This window comes from Pseudomonas lactucae (assembly GCF_036688725.1).
Taxonomy (GTDB): Bacteria; Pseudomonadota; Gammaproteobacteria; order Pseudomonadales; family Pseudomonadaceae; genus Aquipseudomonas; species Aquipseudomonas lactucae.
Genome location: NZ_JAQQPT010000001.1, coordinates 343,321 through 367,410 on the forward strand (window position 1 = coordinate 343,321; position 24,090 = coordinate 367,410).

Below are 24,090 nucleotides of genomic sequence, written 5' to 3' on the forward strand. Positions count from 1 at the left end.
CGCCGGTCATACAAGCGCTCAGCTGTTGCTCAGTTCGATAACACAACAGCGACCGCTCACGGTAACCTCCAGCAGGTCAGTGTTACCGTCCACTTGCAGGCAGTCGTGATGGCCAAGTTTCTGGTCCAGCACCTTCACTTCATCCGCAACACTGAACACCAGAACCGTCTGCGCCGTGCTGAAGAAGCGCTGTTCGCCATCGATCCATTGCAGCCGTGCGTGGTAACGCTGGGGCGAATAGATCAGGTTGAAGTCGCGAATCGGCCCGGTGATCAAACGGCATGACACCTGGCTGTCACCCTTGAACGCAAAAGCTTGCAGCGGCAGCAACCCGCGTTGCTCTTCGCCGTCTACGGTCAACACCATGCCGGCGCCCTGGATCACGGTGATCACGCGCTGGTAGCCGGCAAAAGTAGAGAAGCCGCCGGATTCCGCGATATCTGCAATCGACAAGCGCCAACCAAAGCCATCCAGCCCTGTACCGGCATCACGGGTGATTTCTTCGGTACTGCCGCCGCCGTTTTTCCAGGGCATGCGTACGTAATCGGCGGCGCGCCAGACTTTTACGGAACTCATTTACTGAAACGTCCTTCCAGGCTATGACGGGAACCGGGGTGGATCAAACGCGCGGCGGTCACCGGCTGGCGACCCGACCAGGTACGCCGACGAATCAGCAGGCACGGCTCGCCAGGCTCGATCTGCAGCAGCTTGCACTCGGAGGCGTCGGCGAGAATCGCTTCTACGACGTGCTCGCCTTCCGTCAAGGGTGCAACCTGGTTCAGGTAGGCATACGGCGTTTGCTGGGTGAAATCCTGTTGCAAGTAGTCCGGTGCGACCAGGGCGTTGACGAACCGGTCTTCAATTTGCACGGGAATATCGTTTTCGTAATGCACGATCAACGAGTGGAACACCCGCCCGCCTTCGCGCATTTCCAGGGCCACGGCACGTTCGGAACCGGCGGCCTCTTCGCCCAGGTGGATGACCTGGCAGGTATGCCGATGACCGCGGGAGGCGATCTCATCGGCAATGTTGTGCACCTCGAACAGCGCCGACTGGCTCTTGGGCTCGGCGACAAAGGTGCCGACGCCTTGCATGCGCACCAGCAAACCTTCAGCGGTGAGCTCGCGCAGGGCGCGGTTGATGGTCATGCGGCTGAAGCCCAGTTGGCTGACCAGTTCGCTCTCGGACGGCACGCGGTAATGGGGCGGCCAGTTGCCGGTGAGGATCTGCTGGCTGATCATCTGTTTGACGCGGGCATACAAGGGCGCCGGACTTTCGTCCATGTGGGCAGCCAGCGAAGAGTTGGCGGGCGGAGTCGGCACAGGGAATCCTTGCAGGGGGAAAAGATGCATAGATTGCCGGAGTTTACCGAGCAGGCAAACGTCTGTATATGTATATACAAATAAACACACGACCGGAGTGCTCTGATCATGTCCGCTTTCTTTGCCGAACGCGCGCTGCTGCCTAGTGGATGGGCCAACGATGTACGTCTTGAAGTCAGCGCTGACGGGCTGCTGACACACGTCACGGCCAATGCCAGCTCCGATGCCGCCGAACGGCTGAGAGGCCCGGTTTTGGCGGGCATGCCGAACCTGCACTCCCACGCCTTCCAGCGCGCCATGGCGGGTTTGGCCGAAGTGGCCGGCAACCCCAATGACAGTTTCTGGACCTGGCGCGAGCTGATGTACCGCATGGTCGGCAAGATCAGCCCGGAGCAATTGCAGATCATCGCGCGTCAGCTGTATATCGAGATGCTCAAAGCCGGTTACACCTCGGTGGCCGAGTTTCACTACGTGCATCACGATGTCAGCGGCCAGCCGTATAGCGATCGCACCGAGCTGTCGCGGCAGATCAGCCAGGCGGCGGCCAGCAGTGGGATGGGGCTGACGTTGCTGCCGGTGCTTTATACCCATTCAGGCTTCGGCGGCCAGGCGCCCAATGAAGGCCAGCGACGGTTTATCAACAGCACCGAACACTATCTGGAGTTACAGGCGCGTTTGCAGCCGATTCTCGCGGCCCAACCGGCGCAGCAACTGGGCCTGTGTTTCCACTCCCTGCGCGCGGTTACACCGCAACAGATCAGTGACGTGCTGGCCGCCAGCGACAAGAGGTGCCCGGTGCATATCCACATTGCCGAGCAGCAAAAGGAAGTCGACGACTGCCTGGCCTGGAGCGGCAAGCGTCCGCTGCAATGGCTGTATGACAACGTGGAAGTCGATGAGCGCTGGTGCCTGGTGCACGCAACGCATGCCGACGCGGACGAGGTCACACGCATGGCCAGGAGCCGCGCGATTGCCGGCTTGTGCCTGACCACCGAAGCCAATTTGGGCGATGGAATTTTCCCGGCGGTGGACTTCCTCGCCCAAGGTGGGCGCCTGGGCATTGGCTCCGACAGCCATGTATCGCTGAGCGTGGTGGAAGAACTGCGGTGGCTGGAATACGGCCAGCGCCTGCGCGATCAACGGCGCAACCGTTTGTATCGCAGCGATCAACCGATGGTCGGGCGGACGCTGTTCGATGCCGCGCTGGAGGGCGGCGCGCAGGCACTGGGGCAGCCGATTGGTCGCTTGGAAGTGGGTAAACGTGCGGATTGGATTGTGCTGGACGGTAACGATCCCTACCTGGCGACTGCCAGCGAGGATGGGATTCTCAACCGCTGGCTGTTCGCCGGCGGTGATCGGCAAGTGCGCGATGTGCTGGTGAACGGCAAGTGGGTGGTGCGCGATGGGCGGCATGCCGGCGAGGAAGAAAGCAACCGGGCGTTTACGCAGGTACTGAAGGATTTACTCGGTTAAAAAATGTGGGAGGAGCTTGCCCCCTCCCACAATGGATCTGTGGTGATTCTGGGTTACTGCGAAGTCTTGGCCATCTGCTTGTCCGACGTACGCCAGATCAACCGAGTGGTGTCATAGCCCTGCTGCCGCGCCCGGCTCAGCAGGTCTTCGCGGGTATCGGCGCTCACTGTAGGCGTGCGCGACAAAATCCACATGTAGCGCCGGCTCGGGCTGCCGACGATGGCGGTCTTGTAGTCATCGCTGACGTACAGCACCCAGTAATCGCCCTTGGCCACGCCCGGTAACAAGGCGGTAAACCAGTTATTGAATTCCACCCAGAGCTTGTCGGTCTTGCCGGGCACTTGCGGCGTCGCTGTGCCCTTGGCTTCTTCCCACTTCCATTCGCTGGTCAGGCAGCGGTTGAACACCGACACGTCGCCGTCAGGCAACAGGGTGTAGCGAGCTTCGGATTGCGCGCAATTGCGCTGGAAGTACATCGGCAGTCGGGCCAGCTCATACCAGGTGCCCTGGTAACGCTTGAGGTTGACGCTGCCGGCAGTCTTGGGTTGCAGATCATCGCCAGAATGGCTGGCGCAGCCCGCCAAAAACAGGCTGGCGCAAAGGAACACAACAAAACGCATCATTCTTCTTCTCCCGCAGGCTTGCGCCCCGGTTTACTTCAGGCCTTGCCCGGAAAACATCAGAACCTTGTCACCGGCATATTGAACGCTGATAAAGCTGGTTTTATCGCCCCAGGTGCAACTGGACATACCCAGTGCGCCGGAACAGTCAGTAGGCTTGCCCAGCAACGACTCGACCTCAGCCTTGGGCATTCCGGCCGACAGTTTTGCGTAATTCTCTTGATTGACCTTGCTGCAGGCGGCCAACAGCACGCAGAAAGTCAGCAGGGCAAGACGGCGTAACGACATGGAATAACTCCTGGAGGGACAAGGCAGCGTGGGTATCTGCCAGAAGCTTAGAAGGGAAAACAGGTGTCTGGTTCCCGATGCGGGGTGGTATTTCTTTTTTCTGCACAGGGACTGCGCCGTCCTGCCAAAATCGCAAAGTTTGCACTTGGATGAGGACTCCAGCTCATGAGTGAAGAAAGCAAATTCGAGCTATACGCTTCAGAAACAAAAGTGATGTTGGAACGACTCGCTTCAGGCGCGCAGGAAATCGAGTCAGGACTTTATCAGGACCTCGACGACGTCTTCATAGAGCTGGACCAGAGCCAAACCGCTGATACCCGCAAAAATGAAAAAGCCCCGAAACGCTGAAACGTTTCGGGGCTGTTTCAAAATGTAGGAGCGAGCGTGCTCCTACAGTTAGACCTTACTTCTTGTGATAAGCCGTCACACGCTCAACTTCTTCCTTGGAACCCAGGAACACGGCCACACGCTGGTGCAGGCCTTCAGGCTGGATGTCGAGGATGCGCTGGTGGCCGTCGGTGGAGGCGCCGCCCGCCTGCTCGACCAGGAAGGACATCGGGTTGGCTTCGTACATCAAGCGCAGTTTGCCCGGTTTGGACGGCTCGCGGCTGTCGCGTGGGTACATGAACAGGCCACCACGGGTCAGGATACGGTGCACGTCGGCCACCATGGCAGCGACCCACCGCATGTTGAAGTTCTTCTTCAACGGGCCTTCTTCGCCTTCCATCAATTCGTTGACGTAGCGCTTGACCGGTTCTTCCCAGTGACGCTGGTTGGACATGTTGATCGCAAATTCCTGGGTGGATGCAGGAATGGTGATGTCTTCGTGGGTCAGCACGAAGCTGCCCATTTCGCGGTCCAGGGTGAAACCTTTGACGCCGTCGCCCAGGGTCAGCACCAGCATGGTCTGTGGGCCGTAGATCGCGTAACCGGCAGCCACCTGCTCAGTGCCTGGCTGCAGGAAGGCCTTTTCGTTCAGAGCTTCGTTCTGGCTCAGGTATTCGTTCGGGCAGCGCAACACGGAGAAGATGGTGCCGACCGGTGCGTTGATGTCGATGTTGGACGAACCGTCCAGTGGGTCGAATACCAGCAGGTAGGCGCCTTTAGGGTATTTGCCCGGGATCTGGTAGGCATTGTCCATTTCTTCGGACGCCATGCCGGCCAGGTGACCGCCCCATTCGTTGGCTTCAAGCAGGATCTCGTTGGACAGCACGTCGAGCTTCTTCTGCACTTCGCCCTGCACGTTTTCTGTGCCCATGCTGCCCAGGACACCACCCAGTGCGCCTTTGGAGACGGCGTGGCTGATTTCCTTGCAAGCACGCGCCACCACTTCGATAAGGAAGCGCAGATCGGCAGGCGTGTTGTTGCTGCGGGTCTGCTCAATCAAATAGCGACTCAAGGTAACGCGGGACATGTAAGGCTCCGGAGAATGGGGGGCTTGAAAACCCGCGCAGTTTAACGCGAGTCGGGGCGTATTTCCTCCTATCAGAGGATTAAAACCCAATAGAGTTCATGGACTTTATCTAACCTGCCGCCGGCGGCTTGCGCAGCAAACTGTAGGCCATGGCGCCCAGCGCGGCCACGCCGAGCAATAATACGGCCCAGAGGGCGTACTTTTTCCAATTCGGCCCGCTCTCGACAGCCGCCACAACCGCAGGCGGCGTGGCGGCGATCTGCCCCGCTATTTTGGCTTGTCCCAGTGCCTTGAGGCGCTCGGCGCTGTAGTCCGGGATCAGCGTCGACAGTGGCAGGTTCGCGGCCTTCACCGAGGCATTGCCCAACGCCAGGCTGAACGGCGGCTCTCCACGGGCCAGGAACACCAGTTGGGTCGTGCGCACCGCCAAGCGCAAGGCTGGCGCTTGAGCACCCAGGCCACCGCCGCGCTCATCCACCTGCAACCTGAGCTGGTTGACCACCTGGCCCGGCAACTGCAACTCATCCTGCACCACGTCCTGGCCGTTCTGGGTCAGGCGGTACAACAGGCCACTGCTCAAGGGCTGCCACGCTTGCTTGGCATCACTTCGCCCCGACAACGTCACCGGCGCCAGCGTATTGGGCTGCTGCAGCTCGATACGCAAGCGCTCCACATTCAGCCCCGTGGGCAGCTGCCAGCTGTATTCGCCGGCACTGAGTCGCGTGCCGGCCAACGGCTGCGACCACACCAGCGGCATCGGCAGACTGTTGCTGGTGGCGCTGGTCAGTTTGGCCGAGGTCAACAGCGGCGCCGCCTGGCCTTGCCATACCAGGCGCAGGTAACGCGCTGATTGCCCTGGCAGGCTGACGTCATGCTGCTCGACCCGCTCGTCGGCAAACGACAAGCGCGCCACTTGCCCATCGCCCCAGGATTCCCAATGTTGCAGGTCGTCGCTGGCTTCCATGCTGAAACGCTGGAAGCCGTCCCGCTCGCGACTCCAATCGAGACTCAGCTGCTGCAAGGGCGCCTTGATCGCGCTGGCGTCCAGCACCCAGCCGCGCAGGACCTGCTTGCCCGGTTTCGCGGCGGTGCTCGGTTTGATTTCCACCAGGGTGCCTTCGGCGGTGGTTTTCATCACCACACCGGGCAAGGCCTGCTGGGTGTCGGCGGCGTACAGCGGGAACCACTTCACGTCGGTGACGTTGCGGCTTTCGGTGCGCAGGGACGACTGGCGCGACAGCGCATACGCCTGAGGCTCACCGGCAGCGTTGAAGACGCGCACATCACCGAGGTCCGCCTGACGCGCATTCAATTGCACGTCCAATGGCAACTCAAGACGATACCAGGGGCCGTTGCCGCTGACGCTCAGCGGCACCCGGCTGGCGAAATCCGCCGGGACTTCCTGAGCCCACGCCGACACCGCCGCACACAGGCCCACCAGGGCCACGCTCAACTTACCGATCAAGAGGCTGCTCCTTCAGTTTCCAGCACAGGTTCGACACGTTTGGGCGGCAGCGGCGCGAAGTAGCCCACCACCAGCAACAACCCGCCCACGCCGATAAACGACACGATTCGCGCCAGGCCGCCGCGATTGCTCAGCTCGACAAAGAACAACTTGGCCACCACCAGCGCAATCAACGCCGCGCCGATCAGCCACACTTCGCGACGATGGCGCAAATGGCCACCGATCATCAGGCCCAGGGCGATCAACGTCCAGACGATCGACAGGCCGGCTTGCACCAGCATCGATTCAAGCAACGCGTCCAGCTGGAAGGGGACGCCGCCCCAATGGTGAGCCGTGCGCATCACCAGTGCGGTGAAGAACGCAAACAGTGAAAGCCCCGCGACACCCTGGGCGAGCAACTCGGCCCTTGGCCCGCGTTGCGGCGCGACGCCGCGCGACCACACGTACACACCCAGCAACGCGAACAACAGGCCAAGGTCCAGCGGGTTGAGCAGCGGTACATAGGGCAACGGCTCAGCCGTGCCGTCGCTGAAGCTGTTCGCCAGCCAGAACCAGCCGAGCATCAGCAACGCCAATGGCAATGCCGCGAGCACGCGATACTCTCGTGGATACGCCGACACCGGCCACGGCCAGTTGCGCGGCGCAGCCGCCAGCACCAGATAAAGGCTTGGCAGCACCGCCCAGCCCAACCAGCGCCAGGCGTTGTATTCGGCCGAGAAACGCAGCAGACCGTAGCGCAGTTCCAACGCCAGCACGCCGATCAGCATCCAGCAGCCCACTACATGGGCGATGCTCAGCGCCCTGCCCGGCACTACCGCCGCCAAGCGCCGCAGCGAGATGAAATGCACCGCAAACACCGCCAGCCACGCCAACCATCCGTACTGCGCCGCCGGGTGGTAATAGGTGTGCGCCGAGGCCAGCAGCACGATGCCCGCCGCCGGCATCAGCAAGGTGCAGAGCATGCCCAACGACGCCCAGCGCAGGCGTGTCGCCAGCAGCGTCCAGATCGCCACGCTGATGGCAGCGATGCCGAGCAGGAAGGCGCCTTGCAGCTCGCCGGGAACAAAACGCAGTATTTCGCCGGCCAGGGCCATCGTCCACCAGGCCGCGCCCCACACCAGCAGCAAATCGGACAAACGTTGCAATTTGAGCACCGAAAACACGGGTGCATGGGGCTCACGCTGCAAGCGCCAGGCGCCGGCCATGGCGGCCAGCCCCAGCACCATGGGTGTCCAGAAACCGCTGTGGGCCAGTGGGCTCAATGCGTCGCGGCTCAAAGACCCGAGCAGGTCCGGCACCGCCAGCAGGAACGAGCCACCGCCGATCAGTTGCAGCAGCAAGCCGAAGATAAAACTCACGCGCTGTTGCAGGTACAGGCTCAACCAGATGATCAACAACCCACTGGCCGCCCAGACGCCACTGGCGCTTTCCCACGGCAGCACGAACAGCACGGCGAGGTTGATCAGCACCAGTCCGGCCAGCAGCACCACCGACAGGCCGCGCAACAGGCGCACATCGTTGCGCACCATGTCGTCACGCGCCGCCAGCAGCATGCCGCCGATCAAGGCCAGGCCGATCAGCGAGGCCGTGAGCAAGCCGCTCCAGCCGGCATCGAATACCGCCGCGCCCTCACCGCCCTGCAAACGCAGCAGGAACAACGCGCCACCCAACAACTGCACGGCAAACGCAGCGAACAGGAAGGTGCGCGAGCCAATGCGCAGACCGATGAACAGCGTCAACAACCCGGCGATGGCCCAACTGACAGCGGTGCCTTGGGTCAGCAACAGCAACGGCGCCAGCAGGTACAAGAAACCCAGGCCCAGACTCGCCAGGACCGGCAGGCCGCGGCGCTCCCAATCCGCCGCCTGCTCGCCGGGCGCCTGGCGCAACTGCTGGAAGCTGAACAGCAACGCCGCGCCCAGCAGCAAGGCTCCCAGTGGCGCGCCATCAAGCAAGGTGTGCTCGCCGATGCGCAACTCGCTGAGGAACGCCAGTGCCGAGCCCAACTGCAGCAACAAGCCAAAGGCTCGCGCCAACGGTCGTTGTTGGCGCAGACCCAGCCAGAAGATCCCGGCGCCTTCCACTGCCCAGGCTGCAGCGGTCCAGCGCGCATCGAGGCCCAGCGGAATCGCCAGGCTGGCAAAGATCACGCCCAGGGCCAGGCAGGTTTCCGCCAGCAGCAAGGCACGCCCGCCGCTCAACAACCGCGCCAGGCCCATATAGATAATGCCCAGGCCCAACGCGCTGAACGCAGCGGCAAACTCCAAGTGCTGCACCAATGCGAATTGCAAGCCAAAGCCAACCAGCGGCGGGCCGAACAGCATACTGCCGTCGACATAATCGCCCTTGGCCGCCGACCAGCGCAGCAAGGCATCACGGCCCTCGGGCGCGTCGCCCATTTCCTGCAATTTGCGCCGGGCGAACAACAGGCCGATGGCCAGGTACATCAGGAAAAACACCATCAGGAACGGTTCGGTGCTCCACAGCAGCTCCGGCGTGTAGGAGCGCATGCCCCAGGCGAAGCCGATGCCGAACGTGCCGACAAAACCGATCAGGTTGAGCAAACGCCAGGCCTTGAACCAGGCAATGGCGAGGATGCCGGTATTGAGCAGGGCAAAATAGCTGAACAGCGCCACATGGTTGCCGGCACCGGTGGACGTGAGGATCGGCGCGGCAAAACCACCGAGCGCCGCCGCACAGGCCAACCCCAGCGCGTCCTGGGTAACCGCCAGGATCGCCGAGAACACCGTGACCGCCACCAGCAGGCCCAGGGCCGCGCCGGGGTCGATCAGCGGGTGCAGGCGCATCGCCGCAAATACCGTCAGGTACAACACCGCGATGCCGGTGCCCTGGAGCATCAACCCGTAATTGCTGTTACGCAGCCGCAGCCACCAACCCAGGCCCAACAGGCCGAGGGCGGCGGCGGCCACACCGGCGTAACGCAGCTCGATCGGCACCACCATGCCTTCCGTGGCATAGCGCAGCAGGAACGCCAGGCCGAGGAACAACAGCACCACACCGACCCGCAGCACAGTGTTGCCGCCAAACAGCCAATTGCGCGCACCGCTGATGGCGCGTTCGATCAGGTTGGGGCCACGCGGGGCGGCAGGTTCCTGGAGACGTGGGGTGGCGACCCAGACATCATCCGGCAGCGGTTGGCTCGGTTCGGCAACGGCGGCAACGGGCGCCAATTCGGCCGGCAACTCCCAGACAAGCTCGGGGGCCTGGGCGACAGGTGCGGGTTCGGGGGTAAATTGCGGGACGGGAGCTTCGACAATGGCGCTGCCAGGTGGCGCGGGGACTTCCAATTGCCGCAGCCGCTCGCCCAGCGCGATCAGGGCCTTTTGCGTGGTTTCCAACTGGAGCGCTTGTTGATTTGCCTTGGACGACAGCTTCGACAGGCCAATCGCCTGGCCAATGCCCAACCCCAGCAGCGCACCGATGCCCGCATCATAGAACGACTCATCGAGCGTCCAGCCGAGCACCAGGCCAATCAGCATGAAAATCCATTGCATCGTCGATATTCCCTGAGCAGCCCGAGGCGGGCAAACCGTGGCCTAGTATATCGACGCGCAGCCAATGTGGGAGGGGGCTTGCTCCCGATAGCGGTGGACCAGTCGACATATCTGCAAACTGACACTCCGCCATCGGGTTCAAGCCCCCTCCCACATGTTGTATTGCGGTGTTTAGTCGAGCGCTTTCCAGATCTCCGTAGCGTACTCGCGGATCGTGCGGTCGGACGAGAACCAGCCCATCCGCGCCGTATTGAGCACTGCCGAACGCCACCACGCCTTGGAGTCGTGCCAATGCGCTTCGACCTTGGCCTGGGCGTCCCAGTACGAGTCAAAGTCGGCGCAGACCAGGAAGCGGTCGTAGTCGATCAAGCCGTCGATCAAGCCCACGTAGCGGCCCGGATCGTCCGGCGAGAACACCCCGCCACGGATCGCCTGCAGCACATCGCTCAGACGATGGGACGCAGCAATATCGGGCCCGGCGCTGAATTCACCGGCATGTTTACGCGCCTCGACCTGTTGAGCACTGAGACCGAAGATAAACATGTGCTCGGCGCCCACGCGCTCGTGCATCTCCACGTTGGCGCCGTCCATGGTGCCGATGGTCAACGCGCCGTTGAGGCCGAACTTCATGTTACTGGTGCCCGATGCCTCGAAACCGGCGGTGGATATCTGCTCCGACAGGTCTGCCGCCGGAATGATGCTCTCGGCCAGGCTGACGTTGTAGTTGGGCAGGAACACCACCTTGAGCAAGCCGCGTACGGTCGGATCGTTGTTGACGGTGCGGGCGATGTCGTTGGTCAGCTTGATGATCAGCTTGGCCTGGTGATAACTCGCTGCAGCCTTGCCGGCAAAGATTTTCACACGCGGCACCCAGTCGGTTTCGGGCTCGGCACGGATCGCCTGGTACAACGCCACGGTGTGCAGCAGGTTGAGCAACTGGCGTTTGTACTCGTGGATCCGCTTGACCTGCACATCGAACATCGCCGCCGGGTTCACCGAAATGCCCAGGCGCTCGTGGATGATCTCGGCCAGCGCCCGCTTGCTGTGCAGGCGCTGCTCGGCGAAGGCTTTGCGGAATGCCTGTTTCTCGGCGAAGGTTTCCAGCTCGCCCAGGCGCGTTTCCATATTGTCGAGGATGTCCGGCCCCAGGGCGTCCACCAGCATCGACGTGAGCTTGGGGTTGGCCTGGTACAGCCAGCGGCGGAAGGTGATGCCGTTGGTTTTGTTGTTGATGCGCTCCGGGTAGAGCTTGTGCAGTTCGGAAAACACCGTGCTGCGCATCAGCTGGGTGTGCAGGCCGGACACGCCATTGACGCTGTGGGAACCGAGGAACGCCAGGTTCCCCATGCGCACGCGGCGGCCGTTGTCCTCTTCGATCAGCGACACGGCGCGCAGCACGTCGAAATCGTGGATACCCTTGGCTCGCAGCGAATCAATGTGCTGGGCGTTGATCAGGTAGATGATCTGCATATGCCGGGGCAACATGCGCTCCATCAAGCCGACCGGCCAGGTTTCCAATGCCTCGGGCAACAGGGTGTGGTTGGTGTAGGAAAGCGTTTCAACGGTGACGTCCCACGCGGCTTCCCACGGGATGTCGTGCAAGTCCACCAATTGACGCATCAGTTCGGCCACGGCGATGGACGGGTGAGTGTCATTGAGCTGGATGGCGGCGTGTTCGCCCAGGCTCAGGACCGAGCCATGCATGTTCTTGTGGCGGCGCAGCAAGTCTTGCAGGGAAGCGGAGACGAAGAAGTATTCCTGGCGCAGGCGCAGTTCCTGCCCCGCTTCGGTGCTGTCGGCCGGGTAAAGCACGCGGGAGATGCTTTCGGCGCGGGCCACTTCGGCAACTGCGCCCAGGTGGTCACCGGCGTTGAAGCGTTCCAGGTGCAGGTCTTCCACCGCTCGTGCGCGCCACAGGCGCAGGGTATTGACGCTGGCGCCGCGCCAGCCGACTACCGGGGTGTCGTAGGCCACGGCACGTACGGTTTCGTTGGGCGACCACACCTGGATCATCTTGCCCGAGGCGTCCGCCACGGTTTCGACGCTGCCGCCAAAGCCGATCGGGTAAATCACCTCGGCGCGCTCGAATTCCCAGGGGTTACCGAAATCCAGCCAGCGTTCGGTCTGCTCCTGTTGCCAGCCATCGACAACCGCCTGGCGGAACAAGCCGTGCTCATAACGAATGCCATAGCCGTGGCCGGCGATGCCCAGGGTCGACATGCTTTCCATGAAGCACGCCGCCAGGCGACCCAGGCCACCGTTGCCGAGCGCCGCATCGGGCTCCAGCAGGCGGATGCGCTCCAGGTCGACGCCCAGCTCCGCCAGCGCATCGCGAGCGATCTCCAACACCCCAAGGTTACTGAGGCTGTCGTAGAGCAAGCGGCCGATCAGGAATTCCAGGGACAGGTAATAGACCCGCTTCTGGCCTTTGCGGTAGATACGCCGGGTGTGGTCCATCCAGTGATCGACCATCTGGTCACGGGCGGCCAGGGCGATGGCTTCGAACCAGTCGTGGTCGAAGGCGTGATCGGGGTCCTTGCCCACCGCGTAGGTGAGTTTGGTCAAGACGGCATCGCGAAATGCGGCTACCTCTGCTTCTCGTGCAAGTGGTTCCTGAGACATCAATTGCGACCTCGGGCGAGATAGAAGGAGTTGCTAGAGCCTAGACGGTCTGACAAACGGTAGAGGCTGCGGTTCGTCAGTTTTTTAACTCATTCATCAATGCGTGAATTAGATGCAGGGGCCGTGCCCGATCATGACTGGAGATGAAATCTTGAAAATATTGTTCAAAAAACCACCAATCCCGGTATGATCGCGCGCCCTGATACCGCCTCACCCTGGAACCTTGATGAAGCCTCAACTGATCGCCGCCGCGGAACTCGACCGCCTCGAAACCTGGCAGAAATACTCCGCCCACATGTGCGGTGGCTGCGTATCCAGCTGCTGCACGCTGCCGGTTGAGGTGAAGATCAAGGACCTGATCCGCATTGGCATCGTCGATGAATTCGAGCGCGGCGACCCGCCAAAGAACATCGCCAAGCGGCTGCAAAAGGAAGGCATCGTCGAGCGCTACAACTCCAAGTCGGAAATTTTTACCCTGCAGCGCATGAGCAACAACGATTGCCTGTATCTGGATCGTAAGACGCGCTTCTGCACTATTTATGACAAGCGCCCGGATACTTGCCGCAACCACCCCAAGATCGGGCCGCGGCCGGGGTATTGCGCGTACAAACCGAAAGAAGTGGTGCGCGAGACCAAGTTCAAGACTCTCGACAAGTTCTGATCCAAGATTTGTGGGGCTCTCAAGGGCCTCATCGGGGCATAGGTATCTACACAACTTTGGCATGGCCCTGAACCTGTGGCGAGGGAGCTTGCTCCCGTGACGGCCGGACAGCCGGCAGACATCTACCTGATGCCCTGCGATCCAAATGTGGGAGGGGCTTGCCCCAACACTCGGCACCTCGCTTAGGCTCGGTGTGCCCCGATGAGGCCGGCACAGCCACCACAAAATCTGCAGGCATAAAAAAACGCCCCCGGCCTTTCGACCGGGGGCGTTTTTCATTCAGCCTGAGTTAACTCAGTTCTTGGCTTTCTTGGCAGCGCGGGTACGCTCGCCTTCATCCAGGATCTTCTTACGCAGGCGGATCGACTTAGGCGTGACTTCACACAGCTCGTCGTCCTGGATGAATTCCAGGGCCTGTTCCAGGGTGAAGCGAACAGGTGGAACCAGAGCGATGGTTTCGTCTTTGCCCGAAGCACGCATGTTGTCGAGCTTCTTGCCTTTGGTTGGGTTGACGCCCATGTCGTTGTCACGGCTGTTCAGACCAACGATCTGACCGTTGTAGATCTCTTGACCGTGTTCAACGAACAGCTTGCCACGCGCCTGGAGGGTTTCCAGGGAGTAGGTCAGCGCCTTGCCGGTTTCTACCGATACCAGTACACCGTTCTGACGGCCGGACATGTCGCCGGACTTCATGGTGTCGTAGCGATCGAAGATCGAGGTCAGGATGCCAGCACCGTTGGTCAGGGTCAGGAACTGGTTACGGAAACCGATCAGACCACGAGCAGGGATGTTGTATTCCAGACGTACACGGCCCTTGCCATCCGGCACCATGTTGGTCAGGTCGCCCTTACGCAGGCCCATCTCTTCCATGACCTTGCCCTGGGATTCTTCAGGGGTGTCGATGGTGACGTTTTCGAACGGTTCCTGCTTCACGCCGTCAACGGTGCGGATGATCACTTCCGGACGACCAACACCCATTTCGAAGCCTTCGCGACGCATGGTTTCGATCAGTACCGAGAGGTGCAGCTCACCACGGCCGGACACTTTGAACTTGTCAGCCGAGTCGCCTTCTTCAACGCGCAGAGCAACGTTGTACAGCAGCTCCTTGTCCAGACGCTCCTTGATGTTACGGGAGGTCACGAACTTGCCTTCTTTACCGCAGAACGGCGAGTCGTTTACCTGGAAGGTCATCGAAACGGTTGGCTCGTCAACGGTCAGAGGCTTCATCGCCTCGACGTTGTCCGGCTGGCACAGGGTGTCGGAGATGAACAGCGAGTCCATGCCGCTGACGCACACGATGTCGCCGGCAAAGGCTTCTTCGACGTCGATGCGGTGCAGGCCGTGGTGACCCATCAGCTTCAGGATACGACCGTTACGCTTCTTGCCGTCGGCGCCGATAGCCACAACCGGGGTGTTCGGCTTGACGCTGCCGCGAGCGATACGGCCAACGCCGATAACACCCAGGAAGCTGTTGTAGTCCAGTGCCGAGATCTGCATCTGGAACGCGCCTTCACGGTCAACATTCGGCGCAGGTACGTTGTCGACGATCGACTGGTACAGCGGGGTCATGTCTTCAGCCATGTCGGTGTGGTCAAGACCAGCAATACCGTTCAGGGCCGAGGCGTAGACGACTTTGAAGTCCAGCTGTTCTTCGGTGGCGCCCAGGTTGTCGAACAGGTCGAAGATCTGGTCCAGAACCCAGTCCGGACGCGCGCCTGGACGGTCAACCTTGTTGATGCACACGATCGGACGCAGGCCGGCTTCGAAAGCCTTCTTGGTCACGAAACGGGTTTGCGGCATAGGGCCGTCTTGAGCGTCAACCAGCAGCAGAACGGAGTCGACCATCGACATTACGCGTTCTACTTCGCCGCCGAAGTCGGCGTGGCCCGGGGTGTCCACGATGTTGATGTGGTAGCCGTTCCAGTTGATGGCGGTGTTTTTTGCCAGGATGGTAATACCGCGCTCTTTTTCCTGGTCGTTGGAGTCCATCACGCGCTCGTCGTTGAGCTCGTTGCGCTCCAGGGTGCCGGATTGACGCAGGAGTTTGTCTACCAGGGTGGTTTTACCATGGTCAACGTGAGCAATGATGGCGATGTTACGTAGATTTTCGATCACTTGTGTATCTCGATCAGAGGATTCGGTGTGCTGACAGGTCGTGGCAGCGATTAACAGTAGAGTCAGGCCTTGCCGTTACAGCTTGACGGCAGAGTCGGGGGGCCGGTGACGCAGGCCACAGGCAAACAGCCCCGGGCTCTTAGCTCGGTCGATAAACGCGCACATTGGCATGCCCCTCACTGAGCAAATGGTGGGCATGCAGGCGACTCATCACGCCTTTGTCGCAATACAGCAGGTACTGACGGCTGTTATCCAGTTCCTTGAAACGCGCGTTCAGTGCATAGAACGGCAGCGTTTGTACGTCGATGCCGACGATGTCCAGCGGCTCGTCCTCAGCGGCATCCGGGTGACGGATGTCGATGACGATCTGGCCGGCCAGGGCTTCGCTGACTTCTTCGATCTGCACATCCTGGCCCAACTCATCGATCACGCGATCGATCGGGACCAGTTTGGCGTTCTCGAGCGCACGCTCCAGAATCGCCATGTCGAACTGTTGTTCTTCGTACTCCACGCGGTGACGCTTGGCGTGGGTCTTGGGGTTCACCGAGATGACCCCGCAATATTCAGGCATATGCTTGGCGAAGTCGGCGGTGCCGATTTGCTCTGCCAGGTCGATGATGTCCTGCTTGTGGCTGGCGATCAGCGGGCGCAATACCAGCTTCTCGGTCACGCAGTCGATCAGCGACAGGTTTGGCAGCGTCTGACTGGACACCTGGGAAATCGCTTCGCCAGTCACCAGCGCGTCGATCTGCAGTTGATCGGCAATACGGGACGCAGCGCGCAACATCATACGCTTCAATACTACGCCCATATGACTGTTATCGACTTTACCGAGAATTTCGCCCAGCACTTCCTCGAACGGGACGCTCACAAATAGCACGCGCTGGGAGCTGCCGTACTTCTTCCAGATAAAGTGCGCGACTTCCATCACGCCCAATTCATGTGCACGCCCGCCCAGATTAAAGAAGCAGAAGTGGCTCATCAGGCCGCGGCGCATGATCTGGTAGGCCGCCACCGTGGAATCGAAACCGCCGGACATCAGCACCAGGGTCTGTTCCAGGGCACCCAGCGGGTAGCCGCCGATGCTGTTGTGCTGGCTGTGGATCACAAACAACCGTTGGTCGCGAATTTCCATGCGCACTTCAATTTGCGGCGCTTTCAGGGAAATTCCAGCGGCGCCACACTCGCGACGCAGCTTGCTGCCGACATATTTTTCCACATCCATGGAGCTGAACGGGTGCTTGCCGGCACGCTTGCAGCGCACCGAAAAAATCTTGCCGGCAAGCGAGTTGCCGAAGTGCAGCTTGCATTTTTCAGTGATGTCGTCGAAGTCGCCCAACGGGTACTCGTCGACCTGCAGGAAATGCGCGATGCCCGGCATGCAGCTCAGGCGCTCGGTCATGTCCTTCAAGGCTTTGGCGTCGGTCAGGCGGGTTTCCAGCTCGAGGTTGTCCCACACGCCATTCACCACCACAGCCGGGTCCAGATCGCGGAGCACGGCACGGATGTTCTTGGCCAACTGACGGATGAAACGCATCCGTACCGGTCGGCTCTTGATGGTGATTTCGGGGAAGACTTTAACGATTAATTTCATGGAAACAGCGCGCGCCGGGCCTGCTGAAAAAGGGGGGCGCGGATTATAGCGGAAATCGCTCAAGGTTTAACCAGTTAATATGCATGTCAGTCGCAACGCACTAAAGAGGTGCATTTTCAGGTAACAGCGCCACATTGCGGTGCGCTATTTTCAGGCATTTGTCGCTACGCACCTTTATAGGGTCGCTTTTGGCGCAAAAAACCCATGTTGGCGCACTGGCATGCAATTTGCTCTCTTGTGAGGCAGGTTGCCATGGCGGACTATCCGCGCCGGCATCACCCACATTCTAAGGGCTAACTCCACTACCCCAGCCCGAAGCCACCCGGAGGACACTATGTCGAAGTCGGTTCAACTCATCAAAGATCATGACGTTAAATGGATTGATCTGCGCTTCACGGACACCAAAGGCACTCAGCACCACGTGACCATGCCGGCTCGCGACGCGCTGGATGATGCTTTCTTCGAAGAAGGCAAAATGTTCGACGGTTCCTCCATCGCCGGCTGGAAAGGCATCGAAGCCTCCGACATGATCCTGATGCCGGATGACAGCACTGCCGTGCTGGATCCGTTCACCGAAGAACCGACCCTGATCATCGTCTGCGACGTGATCGAGCCTTCGACCATGCAAGGCTACGACCGCGACCCACGTGCGATCGCCAAGCGTGCCGAGGAATACCTGAAGTCGACCGGTATCGGCGACACCGTATTCGTAGGCCCGGAGCCAGAGTTCTTCATCTTCGATCAAGTGAAGTTCAAGTCCGATATCTCCGGTTCCATGTTCAAGATCTACTCCGAACAAGGTTCGTGGATGTCCGACCAGGACGTGGAAGGCGGCAACCATGGCCACCGTCCAGGTATCAAAGGCGGCTACTTCCCGGTTCCACCGTTCGACCACGACCACGAAATCCGTACCTCCATGTGCAACGCCATGGAAGACATGGGCCTGGTCATCGAAGTGCACCACCACGAAGTGGCGACTGCCGGCCAGAACGAAATCGGCGTGAAGTTCAACACCCTGGTGGCCAAGGCTGACGAAGTTCAGACCCTGAAGTACTGCGTACACAACACTGCCGTAGCCTACGGCCGTACCGCGACCTTCATGCCTAAGCCACTGTACGGCGATAACGGTTCGGGCATGCACGTTCACTTGTCCATCGCCAAAGATGGCAAGAACACCTTCGCTGGCGAAGGTTATGCCGGCCTGTCCGACACCGCCCTGTACTTCATCGGCGGCATCATCAAGCACGGTAAGGCCCTGAACGGCTTCACCAACCCGTCGACCAACTCCTACAAGCGTCTGGTCCCAGGTTTCGAAGCACCGGTGATGCTGGCCTACTCGGCTCGCAACCGTTCCGCCTCGATCCGTATTCCTTACGTGTCCAGCCCTCGCGCTCGCCGTATCGAAGCACGTTTCCCGGACCCGGCAGCCAACCCATACCTGGCCTTCGCGGCCCTGGTCATGGCCGGCCTGGACGGTATCCAGAACAAGATCCACCCTGGCGACGCCGCCGACAAAAACTTGTACGACCTGCCGCCTGAAGAGGCCAAAGAGATCCCACAAGTGTGCGGCAGCCTGAAAGAAGCCCTGGAAGAGCTGGACAAGGGCCGTGCGTTCCTGACCAAAGGCGGCGTGTTCAGCGACGACTTCATCGACGCATACATCGAGCTCAAAAGCGCAGAAGAAATCAAAGTACGCACCTTCGTACACCCACTGGAATACGAGCTGTACTACAGCTGCTGATCCGGTAGCGCTGCTTAAGGTGGCGTGATGAAAAAGACCTCCTGTTCGGGAGGTCTTTTTTTTGCCTGGGAATTATCAGCTGGCTACTTGGCGGTCGAGCATACGGCTGACCATCAATGCGCCCAATGCACTCAGTTGGTGAATGGCCAGCGCGACATCGCGGTGTTTGCCATCCAGATCTTCAGAAAGGTCCAGCAACAAGGTGCTGACCGAGGAGAAGGTTTCGAAACTGTTGACCATCAGGGCTTCGTCGTCGATATCGGCGGCGATGGTGAAGATGCAGGGGGGTGGATTTGGGGTTGGCTTGAACATTTTCTACATTCCTCGAATGAGGCCGCTTTCATTTCGCTACTAAACGAAGTGGAGGCAGCTGTGCGCAGGTTAGTAGACCGGTGAATGTAGAAGCCCGGCGCATCCGAAGATGCCCTGCGCACAACCGCCATCAAGCGTGATGGAAAATGCACGACCTACAATTCGAGTCCAGGCTACTAAACCTGATCGCTGATGAGCAGCGACCGAGCAACCTTAGAGACGACAAGCCAGCCGTACAAGCCGGCGGATTCTGGCGCACCTGTAGGCAACCGCGCAAGATAAGGTAGCCTCTGACTGACGCAACGCCCAATCTGCAAACCCAATCAAAAAGGTGAGAGGGGGCTTGCCCCGATGGCGAAGTGTCAGCCGACATCAATCTGCCTGATCCACCGCTATCGGGGTGCGAGCCCCCTCCCACAAGGAGATATCCATTGAAACGTCGATTTGTGTTCGCTCTGTTGTTTATCAGCGCCACCGCCACCGCCGCGCCGCCCACGCTGCAACCACTGCTCAACAGCATCGCCGAACGCCTGGCGATTGCCGACCAGGTGGCCTTAAGCAAATGGGACAGCCACAAAGCCGTGGAAGACAAAAAACGCGAGCAAGAAGTGATTGCCAGCGTCGTCGCCCAGGCGCCGAGCTACAAGCTGGACCCCGCAGCGGCCGAGCAGTTTTTTGCGGCGCAGATCGAGGCCAACAAGCTGGTGCAGTACAACCGCCTGAACGATTGGCAGCAGATGGGCAAAGCGCCTGACCTGCCGCGTCCGGACCTCAGCGGCCAGATCCGTCCCCAACTCGACCAACTGCAAAAGCGCCTGCTGCAGCAATTGGCCGACTTCACTCCGTATCGAAAAGACCCGAAGTGCCCCCACTGGGTCGCCCTGGCCACTCTGGAACCCATGCACGAGCCGCTGATGCAGATTGCGATGGCCCGCGCCACTGGCGAGCTGTGCGTTTACCCGTAGTGAAACGCGCACAGAGCGGTTATGCACGGTGAATTGAGCAAATGTCCGATGCCCACCGGGCAGCCGAGCGACCAGAATGCAGCACTCGGCAGCCACTTACGACGAATCTCGCAATGAACCGCACCTGCAAGCCCCTATGCTCAATGATGCTGATGCTCGCAGTATTGGGTCAGGCACACGCCACCCCGCCGCCCCCAAAACCCTACATCTGGACGGTCGATGCCCTGCATCCAGACAGTCCGACGTGGGTGGCCAACCTCAATGGCGTAGCCGTCCATGGAGACAAAACCGGTAAGGCGATGCTGCAGGTCATGTGCAATCACTCCGAGGGGAGCGCCTCGATCTCGCTGTTGGCCCCCACCGATCGGCTGCACTTCAAAACCGACATTTATGAAGGCAAGGAAGCCTCGTCAACCGGACCGCTCAGCATCACTACCGATAACCGTCCCACTCGTCACTACGCTATAAATGGCTATCACATCGGCGGATCTCTCGCGCTGTTCACGTTTATCACACAGGTCAATCAGCAGGCGTTAAGTGAGTGGGCAACTGAGAACAGGGGCGGTCAGCTAATCAGGATGAAGCTGACTTCGGCGATCCCCGACGATGGACCATTGACCGCTGAGTTTGTGTTGCCACACGACAGCGCCGCGCTACGCGAAGTCATCGATCCCTGTCTCACCGCGCGAAAAAAATCATCACACGACACACTCTAAAAACGCACAGCGAACAGCACCGCCCAGCAATCCCGCCACCGGCTAAGGCCGTCGCCCCGTCCACGTCCGGCAACTTGGCCACTCTCAGGATAGCCTTTGAGCGTTCCTGAACAGCTCGCGCAAATTCGCACTATATTGGTGCAACATACTGCACCCTACCCACCTCACCAGCCCATTTTGGTTCGAAACTTCCCGCAAGGGCTGGCTAAACGCCACAGTTTCGAGCCTTAAACCCCTATTTCAGGGCTTTAACGCTTCTTTTCGGAGCCTTGGTTTGGTTTTTGCATTTTCCTTGTATCAGCGTGTGCCTCAAGCCCGCGCCTTGCTCCAAAAGAGGTCCTGATGACCATCAGCGATGCACTGCACCGTTTGCTACTCGACAACCTGACCACCGCGACCATCCTGCTCAATGACGACCTGCGTCTTGAGTACATGAACCCGGCGGCGGAGATGCTGCTGGCCATCAGCGGCCAGCGCAGCCATGGGCAGTTCATCAGCGAATTGTTCACCGAGTCGGCCGAGGCCTTGAGCTCGTTGCGCCAGGCCGTGGAGCAGGCTCACCCGTTCACCAAGCGCGAAGCGATGCTCACCGCCCTCACCGGCCAGACGCTGACCGTCGACTACGCCGTGACCCCGATCCTGAGCAACGGCGCCACCCTGCTGCTGCTCGAAGTGCACCCCCGCGACCGCCTGCTGCGCATTACCAAAGAGGAAGCGCAGCTGTCCAAGCAGGAAACCAGCAAGATGCTGGTGCGCGGCCTGGCCCATGAGATCAAGAACCCGCTGGGCGGTATTCGCGGCGCCGCGCAGTTGCTGGCCCGCGAGCTGCCGGAGGAGCATCTCAAGGACTACACCAACGTCATCATCGAAGAAGCCGACCGCCTGCGTAACCTGGTGGACCGCATGCTCGGCTCCAACAAGCTGCCGTCCCTGGCGATGACCAACGTGCACGAAGTGCTCGAGCGCGTCAGCCAGTTGGTCGAGGCAGAAAGCCAGGGCTGCATCACCCTGGTGCGCGACTACGACCCAAGCATTCCCGACGTGTTGATCGACCGCGAGCAGATGATCCAGGCGGTGCTCAACATTGTGCGCAACGCCATGCAGGCCATCAGCAGCCAGAACGAGCTGCGCCTTGGCCGCATCAGCCTGCGCACCCGCGCCCTGCGCCAGTTCACCATCGGCCATGTGCGCCATCGCCTGGTGACCAAGGTCGAGATCATCGACAACGGTCCGGGCATTCCCGCGGAACTGCAGGAAACCATTTTCTTTCCCATGGTCAGCGGCCGCCCGGACGGTACCGGGCTGGGCCTGGCCATTACCCAGAACATCATCAGCCAGCATCAGGGCCTGATCGAGTGTGAGAGCCATCCGGGTCACACCACGTTCTCGATCTTTCTGCCACTGGAACAAGGAGCCCCTTCGACATGAGCCGTAGTGAAACCGTCTGGATCGTCGATGACGACCGTTCCATCCGCTGGGTCCTCGAGAAAGCCTTGCAACAGGAAGGCATGACCACCCAGAGCTTCGACAGCGCCGACGGCGTGATGAGCCGCCTGGCACGTCAGCAGCCGGACGTGATCATCTCCGACATCCGCATGCCCGGCGCCAGCGGCCTGGACCTGTTGGCGCGCATTCGCGAGCAGCACCCGCGCCTGCCGGTGATCATCATGACCGCGCACTCGGACCTGGACAGCGCTGTGGCGTCCTACCAGGGTGGTGCGTTTGAATACCTGCCCAAGCCGTTCGACGTGGACGAGGCCGTGGCGCTGGTCAAGCGCGCCAACCAGCACGCCCAGGAACAGCAGAACCAGGAAGCCCCACCGGCCCTGACCCGCACCCCGGAGATCATTGGCGAAGCGCCGGCGATGCAGGAAGTGTTTCGCGCCATCGGGCGGTTGAGCCATTCCAACATCACCGTGCTGATCAATGGCGAGTCGGGTACCGGTAAAGAGCTGGTGGCCCACGCGCTGCACCGTCACAGCCCACGGGCGGCCTCGCCGTTTATCGCGCTGAACATGGCGGCGATTCCGAAGGACTTGATGGAGTCCGAGCTGTTCGGCCACGAGAAAGGCGCGTTCACCGGCGCGGCCAACCTGCGTCGCGGACGCTTTGAACAGGCCGACGGCGGCACGCTGTTCCTCGATGAGATCGGCGACATGCCGGCCGACACCCAGACCCGCCTGCTGCGCGTACTGGCGGACGGCGAGTTCTACCGCGTGGGCGGGCACACACCGGTCAAGGTCGATGTGCGTATCATCGCTGCGACCCACCAGAACCTGGAAACCCTGGTGCACGCGGGCAAGTTCCGGGAAGACTTGTTCCACCGTCTCAACGTGATCCGCATCCACATCCCGCGCATGTCGGACCGTCGCGAAGACATCCCGACCCTCGCCCGCCACTTCCTCAGCCGCGCCGCCCAGGAACTGGCCGTCGAGCCGAAGCTGCTCAAAAGCGAAACCGAGGAATACCTCAAGAACCTGCCGTGGCCCGGCAACGTGCGCCAGCTGGAGAACACCTGCCGCTGGATCACCGTAATGGCGTCCGGGCGTGAAGTGCATATCAGCGACCTGCCACCGGAGCTGTTGAGCCTGCCGCAGGACTCGGCCCCCGTGACCAACTGGGAACAGGCGCTGCGCCAATGGGCTGACCAGGCGCTGGCACGCGGCCAGTCGAACCTGCTGGACAGTGCCGTGCCTGCCTTTGAACGGATCATGATCGAGACCGCGCTGAAGCACACCGCCGGCCGCCGTCGCGATGCCGCGGTGTTGCTGGGCTGGGGCCGCAATACCCTGACGCGCAAGATCAAGGAGCTGGGGATGAAGGTCGACGGTGGGGATGACGATGAAAGCGACGACGCCTGAATCTCAGCTCCACTGAAAGCCCCCTCCCACATTTGGATCTTCACAAGATTTCAGGGCTGTGCACCGCTTCAATGCACCATGAACCGGCATCGGGCATGGACCCAACGCCTGAAATCTCAGAACCTCTGAAAAAATCCTGGGGCCCAAAAACACCAAAGCCCCGTATTCCGGGGCTTTGCGCTTTCTGAAAATTTTTTTGGCACATCTCGACGAATCTGGCACGCGCCCTGCAATAACCCCAGTACTACCCAGTTTTGGGGACCTTGATACAGGCAGGCCGAGAATCCCCCTCTTTACACCCGGGGTGCTTGATGCGAACCGCGTCGCGCTCCACACCGCTTTGGGGAACCTCGGTACAGGCAGGCCGGGAATTCCCTCTTTAACACCGAAGCCCTTGGCTTCACCC

19 protein-coding genes are annotated in these 24,090 nt (G+C 60.6%); 8 read left to right on the top strand and 11 right to left on the bottom strand.

Annotated features, from left to right (window positions below):
• Positions 1 to 18: 18 nt before the first annotated feature.
• Together V6M90_RS01510 and hutC are read right to left on the bottom strand one after the other, a co-directional pair.
• Positions 19 to 576, bottom strand: a complete 558-nt coding sequence (locus tag V6M90_RS01510) for a HutD/Ves family protein (protein WP_038844749.1) — start codon at positions 574 to 576, stop codon at positions 19 to 21.
• Complete coding sequence (gene hutC / locus V6M90_RS01515; RefSeq protein ID WP_225911443.1) at positions 573 to 1,283, bottom strand: histidine utilization repressor; 711 nt, start codon at positions 1,281 to 1,283, stop codon at positions 573 to 575. The genes V6M90_RS01510 and hutC overlap by 4 nt, the downstream gene beginning before the upstream one ends.
• Before the next feature lie 147 nt (positions 1,284 to 1,430).
• Between hutC and V6M90_RS01520 the strand changes: the two genes are divergently transcribed.
• On the top strand, positions 1,431 to 2,795 hold the full coding sequence (locus tag V6M90_RS01520) for a formimidoylglutamate deiminase (RefSeq protein ID WP_003171146.1): 1,365 nt from the start codon (positions 1,431 to 1,433) through the stop codon (positions 2,793 to 2,795).
• A 53-nt stretch (positions 2,796 to 2,848) separates the two neighbouring features.
• On the opposite strand, the gene V6M90_RS01525 is transcribed toward V6M90_RS01520, so the two are convergent.
• Together V6M90_RS01525 and V6M90_RS01530 are read right to left on the bottom strand one after the other, a co-directional pair.
• Positions 2,849 to 3,418, bottom strand: a complete 570-nt coding sequence (locus V6M90_RS01525) for a lipocalin family protein (protein ID WP_003171144.1) — start codon at positions 3,416 to 3,418, stop codon at positions 2,849 to 2,851.
• 30 nt (positions 3,419 to 3,448) lie between these two features.
• Complete coding sequence (locus tag V6M90_RS01530; protein WP_003171143.1) at positions 3,449 to 3,703, bottom strand: hypothetical protein; 255 nt, start codon at positions 3,701 to 3,703, stop codon at positions 3,449 to 3,451.
• 165 nt (positions 3,704 to 3,868) lie between these two features.
• Here V6M90_RS01530 and V6M90_RS01535 point away from each other — a divergent pair, with 165 nt between their 5' ends.
• A complete protein-coding gene (locus V6M90_RS01535) occupies positions 3,869 to 4,051 on the top strand; it encodes a hypothetical protein (protein WP_141063098.1) in 183 nt (60 codons plus the stop codon).
• Positions 4,052 to 4,106: 55 nt separating this feature from the next.
• Here V6M90_RS01535 and V6M90_RS01540 read toward each other — a convergent pair whose 3' ends face one another.
• The 4 genes from V6M90_RS01540 to V6M90_RS01555 all read right to left on the bottom strand — a co-directional run bounded on the left by V6M90_RS01540 (position 4,107) and on the right by V6M90_RS01555 (position 12,719).
• Entirely contained in the window at positions 4,107 to 5,117 is a 1,011-nt protein-coding gene (locus V6M90_RS01540) for a class 1 fructose-bisphosphatase (RefSeq protein ID WP_003171139.1), read from the bottom strand.
• Positions 5,118 to 5,226: 109 nt separating this feature from the next.
• Positions 5,227 to 6,579 (bottom strand): DUF3999 domain-containing protein, encoded by a 1,353-nt coding sequence (locus V6M90_RS01545; protein WP_332845987.1) that lies wholly within the window; start codon positions 6,577 to 6,579, stop codon positions 5,227 to 5,229.
• Complete coding sequence (locus V6M90_RS01550) at positions 6,579 to 10,097, bottom strand: DUF2339 domain-containing protein (RefSeq protein WP_332845976.1); 3,519 nt, start codon at positions 10,095 to 10,097, stop codon at positions 6,579 to 6,581. Before V6M90_RS01550 ends, V6M90_RS01545 begins: the two co-directional genes overlap by 1 nt.
• A gap of 171 nt (positions 10,098 to 10,268) precedes the next feature.
• Positions 10,269 to 12,719 carry a glycogen/starch/alpha-glucan phosphorylase gene (locus V6M90_RS01555; protein WP_003171134.1) on the bottom strand — a complete coding sequence of 817 codons (2,451 nt, stop codon included), beginning with the start codon at positions 12,717 to 12,719 and terminating at the stop codon, positions 10,269 to 10,271.
• A gap of 226 nt (positions 12,720 to 12,945) precedes the next feature.
• Between V6M90_RS01555 and V6M90_RS01560 the strand changes: the two genes are divergently transcribed.
• Complete coding sequence (locus tag V6M90_RS01560; RefSeq protein ID WP_003171132.1) at positions 12,946 to 13,380, top strand: YkgJ family cysteine cluster protein; 435 nt, start codon at positions 12,946 to 12,948, stop codon at positions 13,378 to 13,380.
• A 294-nt stretch (positions 13,381 to 13,674) separates the two neighbouring features.
• On the opposite strand, the gene typA is transcribed toward V6M90_RS01560, so the two are convergent.
• Positions 13,675 to 15,495, bottom strand: a complete 1,821-nt coding sequence (gene typA / locus V6M90_RS01565) for a translational GTPase TypA (RefSeq protein ID WP_003171131.1) — start codon at positions 15,493 to 15,495, stop codon at positions 13,675 to 13,677.
• A gap of 139 nt (positions 15,496 to 15,634) precedes the next feature.
• Positions 15,635 to 17,089, bottom strand: a complete 1,455-nt coding sequence (thiI, locus tag V6M90_RS01570) for a tRNA uracil 4-sulfurtransferase ThiI (RefSeq protein ID WP_332845977.1) — start codon at positions 17,087 to 17,089, stop codon at positions 15,635 to 15,637.
• Positions 17,090 to 17,423: 334 nt separating this feature from the next.
• On the opposite strand from thiI, the gene glnA reads away from it, so the two are divergent.
• Positions 17,424 to 18,830, top strand: coding sequence for a type I glutamate--ammonia ligase (glnA, locus tag V6M90_RS01575; RefSeq protein ID WP_003171128.1), 1,407 nt, complete (start codon positions 17,424 to 17,426; stop codon positions 18,828 to 18,830).
• A gap of 75 nt (positions 18,831 to 18,905) precedes the next feature.
• Here the strand turns inward: glnA and V6M90_RS01580 are convergent, their stop codons facing one another.
• On the bottom strand, positions 18,906 to 19,142 hold the full coding sequence (locus tag V6M90_RS01580; protein ID WP_003171127.1) for a DUF6124 family protein: 237 nt from the start codon (positions 19,140 to 19,142) through the stop codon (positions 18,906 to 18,908).
• 431 nt (positions 19,143 to 19,573) lie between these two features.
• Between V6M90_RS01580 and V6M90_RS01585 the strand changes: the two genes are divergently transcribed.
• The 4 genes from V6M90_RS01585 (at position 19,574) to ntrC (ending at position 23,684) form a co-directional block, all read left to right on the top strand.
• The gene (locus tag V6M90_RS01585; RefSeq protein ID WP_332845978.1) at positions 19,574 to 20,107 is read left to right on the top strand and encodes a chorismate mutase; all 534 of its coding nucleotides are present in this window, start codon (positions 19,574 to 19,576) and stop codon (positions 20,105 to 20,107) included.
• A 113-nt stretch (positions 20,108 to 20,220) separates the two neighbouring features.
• Positions 20,221 to 20,823, top strand: coding sequence for a hypothetical protein (locus V6M90_RS01590; protein ID WP_141063102.1), 603 nt, complete (start codon positions 20,221 to 20,223; stop codon positions 20,821 to 20,823).
• Between the two features lie 342 nt (positions 20,824 to 21,165).
• On the top strand, positions 21,166 to 22,251 hold the full coding sequence (glnL, locus tag V6M90_RS01595; RefSeq protein WP_003171123.1) for a nitrogen regulation protein NR(II): 1,086 nt from the start codon (positions 21,166 to 21,168) through the stop codon (positions 22,249 to 22,251).
• A complete protein-coding gene (gene ntrC / locus V6M90_RS01600; protein ID WP_141063103.1) occupies positions 22,248 to 23,684 on the top strand; it encodes a nitrogen regulation protein NR(I) in 1,437 nt (478 codons plus the stop codon). Before glnL ends, ntrC begins: the two co-directional genes overlap by 4 nt.
• Positions 23,685 to 24,090: the final 406 nt, after the last annotated feature.

Bases quoted from the DNA above. Each gene is read 5' to 3' on its own strand.
- V6M90_RS01510 (WP_038844749.1), bottom strand. From the start codon at position 576: ATGAGTTCCGTAAAAGTCTGGCGCGCCGCCGATTACGTACGCATGCCC.
- hutC (WP_225911443.1), bottom strand. From the start codon at position 1,283: ATGGACGAAAGTCCGGCGCCCTTGTATGCCCGCGTCAAACAGATGATC.
- V6M90_RS01520 (WP_003171146.1), top strand. From the start codon at position 1,431: ATGTCCGCTTTCTTTGCCGAACGCGCGCTGCTGCCTAGTGGATGGGCC.
- V6M90_RS01525 (WP_003171144.1), bottom strand. From the start codon at position 3,418: ATGATGCGTTTTGTTGTGTTCCTTTGCGCCAGCCTGTTTTTGGCGGGC.
- V6M90_RS01530 (WP_003171143.1), bottom strand. From the start codon at position 3,703: ATGTCGTTACGCCGTCTTGCCCTGCTGACTTTCTGCGTGCTGTTGGCC.
- V6M90_RS01535 (WP_141063098.1), top strand. From the start codon at position 3,869: ATGAGTGAAGAAAGCAAATTCGAGCTATACGCTTCAGAAACAAAAGTG.
- V6M90_RS01540 (WP_003171139.1), bottom strand. From the start codon at position 5,117: ATGTCCCGCGTTACCTTGAGTCGCTATTTGATTGAGCAGACCCGCAGC.
- V6M90_RS01550 (WP_332845976.1), bottom strand. From the start codon at position 10,097: ATGCAATGGATTTTCATGCTGATTGGCCTGGTGCTCGGCTGGACGCTC.
- V6M90_RS01555 (WP_003171134.1), bottom strand. From the start codon at position 12,719: ATGTCTCAGGAACCACTTGCACGAGAAGCAGAGGTAGCCGCATTTCGC.
- V6M90_RS01560 (WP_003171132.1), top strand. From the start codon at position 12,946: ATGAAGCCTCAACTGATCGCCGCCGCGGAACTCGACCGCCTCGAAACC.
- thiI (WP_332845977.1), bottom strand. From the start codon at position 17,089: ATGAAATTAATCGTTAAAGTCTTCCCCGAAATCACCATCAAGAGCCGA.
- glnA (WP_003171128.1), top strand. From the start codon at position 17,424: ATGTCGAAGTCGGTTCAACTCATCAAAGATCATGACGTTAAATGGATT.
- V6M90_RS01580 (WP_003171127.1), bottom strand. From the start codon at position 19,142: ATGTTCAAGCCAACCCCAAATCCACCCCCCTGCATCTTCACCATCGCC.
- V6M90_RS01590 (WP_141063102.1), top strand. From the start codon at position 20,221: ATGAACCGCACCTGCAAGCCCCTATGCTCAATGATGCTGATGCTCGCA.
- glnL (WP_003171123.1), top strand. From the start codon at position 21,166: ATGACCATCAGCGATGCACTGCACCGTTTGCTACTCGACAACCTGACC.
- ntrC (WP_141063103.1), top strand. From the start codon at position 22,248: ATGAGCCGTAGTGAAACCGTCTGGATCGTCGATGACGACCGTTCCATC.